Source organism: Arthrobacter sp. Y3223164, assembly GCF_059091005.1.
On record NZ_JBNHGF010000190.1, the window covers coordinates 1 to 5,289 of the forward strand.

6 protein-coding genes and 1 pseudogene are annotated in these 5,289 nt (G+C 68.7%); 5 read left to right on the forward strand and 2 right to left on the reverse strand.

Translation table 11 applies throughout. From position 1 onward, the window contains the following. The 4 genes from AC5RUJ_RS10385 to AC5RUJ_RS10400 all read left to right on the forward strand — a co-directional run. On the forward strand, window positions 1–799 hold a 799-nt coding region (locus tag AC5RUJ_RS10385; RefSeq protein ID WP_494155835.1), incomplete at its 5' end, for an ROK family protein. A 94-nt stretch (window positions 800–893) separates the two neighbouring features. Next, a complete protein-coding gene (locus AC5RUJ_RS10390; protein ID WP_494128904.1) occupies window positions 894–1,316 on the forward strand; it encodes a hypothetical protein in 423 nt (140 codons plus the stop codon). 158 nt (window positions 1,317–1,474) lie between these two features. Next, on the forward strand, window positions 1,475–2,053 hold the full coding sequence (pyrE, locus tag AC5RUJ_RS10395) for an orotate phosphoribosyltransferase (RefSeq protein WP_494128905.1): 579 nt from the start codon (window positions 1,475–1,477) through the stop codon (window positions 2,051–2,053). 26 nt (window positions 2,054–2,079) lie between these two features. Beyond that, a complete protein-coding gene (locus AC5RUJ_RS10400; RefSeq protein ID WP_494024851.1) occupies window positions 2,080–3,090 on the forward strand; it encodes a thioesterase domain-containing protein in 1,011 nt (336 codons plus the stop codon). Between the two features lie 200 nt (window positions 3,091–3,290). Here the strand turns inward: AC5RUJ_RS10400 and AC5RUJ_RS10405 are convergent, their stop codons facing one another. Then, window positions 3,291–3,782, reverse strand: coding sequence for a YciE/YciF ferroxidase family protein (locus AC5RUJ_RS10405; RefSeq protein ID WP_494128906.1), 492 nt, complete (start codon window positions 3,780–3,782; stop codon window positions 3,291–3,293). A gap of 364 nt (window positions 3,783–4,146) precedes the next feature. Between AC5RUJ_RS10405 and AC5RUJ_RS10410 the strand changes: the two genes are divergently transcribed. Further along, window positions 4,147–4,749 carry a TrmH family RNA methyltransferase gene (locus AC5RUJ_RS10410; RefSeq protein WP_494128917.1) on the forward strand — a complete coding sequence of 201 codons (603 nt, stop codon included), beginning with the start codon at window positions 4,147–4,149 and terminating at the stop codon, window positions 4,747–4,749. A 266-nt stretch (window positions 4,750–5,015) separates the two neighbouring features. On the opposite strand, the pseudogene AC5RUJ_RS10415 reads toward AC5RUJ_RS10410, so the two are convergent. Continuing rightward, window positions 5,016–5,289, reverse strand: a pseudogene (locus AC5RUJ_RS10415) (hypothetical protein); the annotation flags it as partial.

Below are 5,289 nucleotides of genomic sequence, written 5' to 3' on the forward strand. Positions count from 1 at the left end.
GCGGCTGCTGAAGGACGCGGGGCGGGGCGCGGCGGACCTGGGCGCGTTCGGCATCGGGCTGCCCGGACCGGTCGAACATGACACGGGGCGGCCGATCAATCCGCCGATCATGCCCGGCTGGGACCGGGTGGACGTCCCGGCGCTGGTGCAGCAGCATTTCGACGTGCCGGTGCTGGTGGACAACGACGTCAACATCATGGCGCTGGGCGAGCAGGCGATGGCCTGGCCCGACACCGCCGACCTGATGCTGATCAAGGTGGCCACGGGGATCGGGGCCGGCATCATTTCCTCGGGGCAGCTGCAACGCGGCGCCCAGGGTACCGCCGGGGACTTGGGGCATGTGCGGGTGCCCCGGGGCGACGACGTGGTGTGCCGGTGCGGGAACACCGGCTGCCTGGAGGCGCTCGCCGGCGGGCCCGCCCTCGCGGCCGTGCTTGCGGTCGGGGGAAAGAAGGCCGAAAGCAGCCAGGACGTGATCGAACTGGTCCGCTCCGGCGACCCGCAGGCGATCCAGGCGGTGCGCCAGGCCGGCCGGGACATCGGCGACGTGCTGGCCACCTGCGTGAACCTGATCAACCCATCGGTCATCGTGATCGGCGGGCGGCTGGCGCAGGCGGGCGAGCACCTGTTGGCCGGGATTCGGGAAGTGGTTTACCGGCGCTCGCTGCCGCTGGCGACCGAGCATCTGCGGATCGCCCCGTCCGTAGCCGGGCAGCGCGCCGGCGTGCTGGGAGCGGTGGCGCTGGCGATCGGGCACGTGCTCTCGCCCGAAGCGATCGAAGCGGCCGCGTCGGCTTGACTGCGAAGTTATCGCTTCGTAATGGAGCGGGCGTCCCGTCGGTATGCTTCCGCGGCTAGCGTGGGACGAACGTACTCGGGAGAGGCAGGGCGTCATGCGCAGATTGGCCACGCTGGCAGCCGGCGCCGTCGTCCTCCTGGCGCTCGCCGGTTGCGCCGGGGCGACGTCCGGGATCGGCGCGCTGCAGGTCCCGGCCGGCCCGGACGACAAGCTGGTGGGCGGAGCCGAGGTCCTGCGCGTGGCACCAGGCAGCGTCCGGTCCTTGGCGGAAACGAGCGACTTCGCCTTCTATGCCGCAGTCCCGGACAACCCGGCCGACCACGGCGTGTGCGTGATCATCGTGGAGGTGGGAGCCTCCGGGGCATCCAGCGGTTGCGGCGGTACTGGGCGCGAGCCGGTCGAACTCGGCACGTCCGGGGTGTGGGCCAAGCTGGTCCAGGATCACTACGACGCGGGCAAGGACCTGGCCGAGGGCTGGGAGCAGCTGCACCCGAACCTGCTGGTCCGCGGGCTCTGACTGGCACAGGGCGGTCCGGCGGCGTCCGGCGGCGCCTGACGGTGTCGGATCTGGGGGTCGGCGGCGTCCCGCGGCGCCCGGTTTGAGGGCTCCGGTGGGGCCGCGAGGCCTGTCATGGATTCCCGGTGCGGCGGGGGCAACCCCATAGACTAAGAGCCATGACCCAGACTCCCGTGGCCGATCCAGCGGCCGACCGCGCCCGCCTGCTCGAACTGATTAAGGAACTGGCCGTAGTGCGCGGCAGGGTCACCCTCTCCAGCGGCGCCGAAGCCGACTACTACATCGACCTGCGGCGGGTCACCCTGCACCATGAAGCGTCCCGGCTGGTCGGCAGGGTCATGCTGGCTATGCTCGACGAGGCCGGCATCGAATTCCAGGCAGCCGGCGGCCTGACCATGGGGGCCGATCCGGTGGGGACGGCGCTGATGCACGCGGCCGGAGACGACGGACGAGCCGTCGACGCGTTTGTGGTGCGCAAGGCGCAGAAGTCCTACGGCATGGGCCGCCAGGTGGAGGGTCCGGAGGTGAAGGATCGCCCCGTCGTCGTGCTGGAGGATACCTCCACGACCGGCGGATCCGCGCTGACCGCGGTCGAAGGCGTGCGCCAGGCCGGCGGGCAGGTTCAGGCCGTGGCAGTCATTGTGGACCGCGACACCGGAGCGAAGGAACGCATCGAGGCCGAAGCCGGCGTGCCCTATTTCTTCGCTTTCGGCAAGGACGAACTGGAGCTGGACTAGCCGCCGGTGGCCGGCCAGCTCGAATGATGGATCTCCGCAGGAACCACGCCTTCCGCCAGCTGCGCCTGGCCAGCAACCTGCACCGGGTTTCGCGCCGCTCGTTCCTGATCGGTGCCGCTTTCGGGCTGGGCACCGCCGCCGACCTGGCGGCCACCCGGGCCATCCAGGAGATGCGCAACGAAGCGCAGATCCTCACGCTGGACGACGAACGCGCGGACCGGCGCTTCCCCCGCAGCAGCTGGGTGCTCTTCCCCGGGTACAAGACCAGCTGGGAAGAGGGGCTGTGGATCTTGAACTCGTTGCGCGGCGGGCTGGTGGACCGCGGCCGGCTGGCGGTGGCGGGTTATTCGAACCGCGGCCTGGACCTGGCCGAATTGACCGAGGTGCTGCAGAAGCACATTCAGGACAACGACCTGCAGCGGCTCTACTTCTACGGGCACAGCTTCGGCGGCATGGTGGCCGTGGAAATGACCGCGCGGCTGCGCGCCAAGGGCTTCCCGGTGGAACTGATCCTGATGGATTCGTCCCCGTACAGCCGCTTCGACGTGCTGGACAAGACCATGTTCGAAGGCGTGGTCTTCCTCTACGAGGCCGGCTACCGGGTGCCCAGCTACTTGCGGGGCGGGTACGAGCTGGGCGAGCGCATTGTGCACAAGGACGAGCGCACCTGGCGGCAGATCGTCGAGCAGACCATGGAGCAGCTGTCGCCGCTGGCCGTGTCCAGCACGCTGATCCAGTCCCAGTCCTCGTACATCTATCACTTCGACGCGTATCGCTTCCGCCACAGCATCGGCGACACCCGCATCGCCTGGATGGGCAACCCCGGGGACCAGACGGTCAACTACGCAACGGCGCGGCGCAGCTGGCTGGTGAACTATGAGGCGAACTTCCTCACCAACAACCTGGTCACCGAAGGCGCCCGGCCGGCCCACGCCAGCCCGCAGTGGAATTCAGCGATCTACGTGCCGATCGTCCAGCAGGTGGCGGACGAATTCTTCCCGCTGCCGGTGGTCGGCGGGCGCAAAACCTACTACTAGTAAGGGGGCCGGCGGCAGGTTACTTCCGCTGCGCGCGACGGGAAGCGGAGCGGCAGGCACGCGAAAGGGAGCGGGGCCGCCCACGCAGCTCCGCTCCCTTTCGCTGTTTACCCCGTGCGGCGGCCAGACCATCGAGCCGTCCGGCCGCGCTCCGTCGCGCTACTTGGCGTGCGCCGGCGGCCATCGCGCCGGCCGTCGCCCTACTTGGCGGCGGCTTCCTGGGCGAGCTTCCGGCCAAACTCGATCAGCTTGTCCCGAGTGCTTTCTTCCTGGCCCAGGATCTGCTGAAGCAGCTCCACGACTTCGGTCTGGCCCTGGGCCTCCGCCGAGGTGATCAGCGTGGTGTAGCAGGCGACCTCATGATGTTCCGTGTCCAGCGCCCCGGCCACGATGACCATGTCCACCAGGCTGGGATCCACCTTGTCCAAGGCGGCCTGCGCTTCCTCGGCCAAACCCTTGCTCACCGGGGAGCGCTGCTCCTTGGCCTCCAATCCCAGGACCTTGAAGCATTTTTCGATATACGTAATCTGTTCACGCGTCTCGTCCTGATGGTGGCTGAGCATGTCCTTCAGCTCTTGGCTCCCTGCAACCTTCTGGTTCTCTTCGAGCATCTTGAGCACGTCATGTTCCGATCGCAGCGCGACGCCCAGCTTGAAAGCGAAAAGTTCCTCGGGGGTGGTCAATTCAGCCATTGAAACTCCTTTTCTTGAGGGTGGTTATCAGTATGCTTATCATCCTGGTTAATCGTGCACAACCCGCTGCGGCTCCGTCGGCGGCTCCCGCGGCGGCCCCTTCCGCACTGCGATGAGCCGCCCCTCCAGGCCACGGTGCCTGAGGCTGCGGTCTGTCCCCTAGGCTTGTGGGGTGGAAGAAAAAGCAGGGGAAACCGGGGCCGGACCGAGGTTGACCGATGGGGTCGGCGAACGGCCCGATACCCCGGCGGCAACCCCGAAGGGCTCCGAGACCGGCACCCGGGAAGCTGCCCCGAACGGCTCCGAAACCGGCGCGCGGGAAGCCGCCCCGAACGGCTCCGAGGCCGACGGACCGGAGCCGGCCATCGGCGTCGGACCATGGGAGGGGCCGTTGCCGGACGGTGACCATTGGGATCCGCAGCTGCTGGCCGACGGCGACCGACGCAACGTGACCGACCAGTACCGCTACTGGAAGCACGAGGCGATCGTCGCGGACCTGGACACCCGCCGGCACAACTTCCACGTGGCCATCGAGAACTGGCAGCACGACCTCAACATCGGCTCCGTGGTGCGCTGCTCCAACGCCTTCCTGGCCAAGGAAGTGCACATCATCGGACGACGGCGGTGGAACCGGCGCGGGGCGATGGTCACCGACCGCTACCAGCACGTCCGGCACCATCCCACCGTGGAGGACTTCGTGGCGTGGGCGCAGGGCGAGGGCCTGCGGATCATCGGGATCGACAACTTCCCCGACTCGGTGCCGCTGGAAACCTACGACCTGCCGGAGAACGCCGTGCTGGTGTTCGGGCAGGAGGGGCCCGGGCTGACGCCGGAGGTGCACGCCGCAGCCGACGCCACGCTGTCCATCGCGCAGTTCGGCTCGACCCGGTCGATCAACGCTTCCGCCGCCGCGGCCATCGCGATGCACGCATGGATCCGGCGCCACGTTTTCGCCCAGCCGGTCTAGCGGCAAGGACCGCCTGTGCGGTGCGCCGCTCTCCCGCCGCGCCTAACTTCCCAGCTTTAGCTGTAACTTCCCACGTTTCGTTTGTCCACAGGCCCCTGACCTGCGGCGATGCTTCGGGCCCCGTCGAAACGTGGGAAGTTAGTCCGCCGGCAGTGCTCGGGAAAGGCGCCCATCATGGAAAGGCGCGCATATGTCGATGTGCCCGGTCGACGGTCGGTCGGCATCGACCGTCGGTTTCAGGAGTGGCGCTGGCGCTGGGCCAGCAGTCAGCCGAGCAGCTCCAGTAACGCTCCGGCGCCGACCGTTCGGGCGCCGAGGGCTTCAACCCGCTCGCGCAGCCCGCGGTCGGAGCTGACCACGGTCACCGGCGCCTCCGGGTCCGTGCCGAAGGCCTTCTCCACCTGGGCCACAATTTCGTCGTCGCCCGACCCCGCAGCATGCACCACTTCCAGCTCCACCCCTCGGCGACGCGCGGCCGAGGCTTGGGCTGCTGTTTCGCCGTCCTGCGCCGTCGCCGGGGAGCTCGCGGAGTCCGTGCCG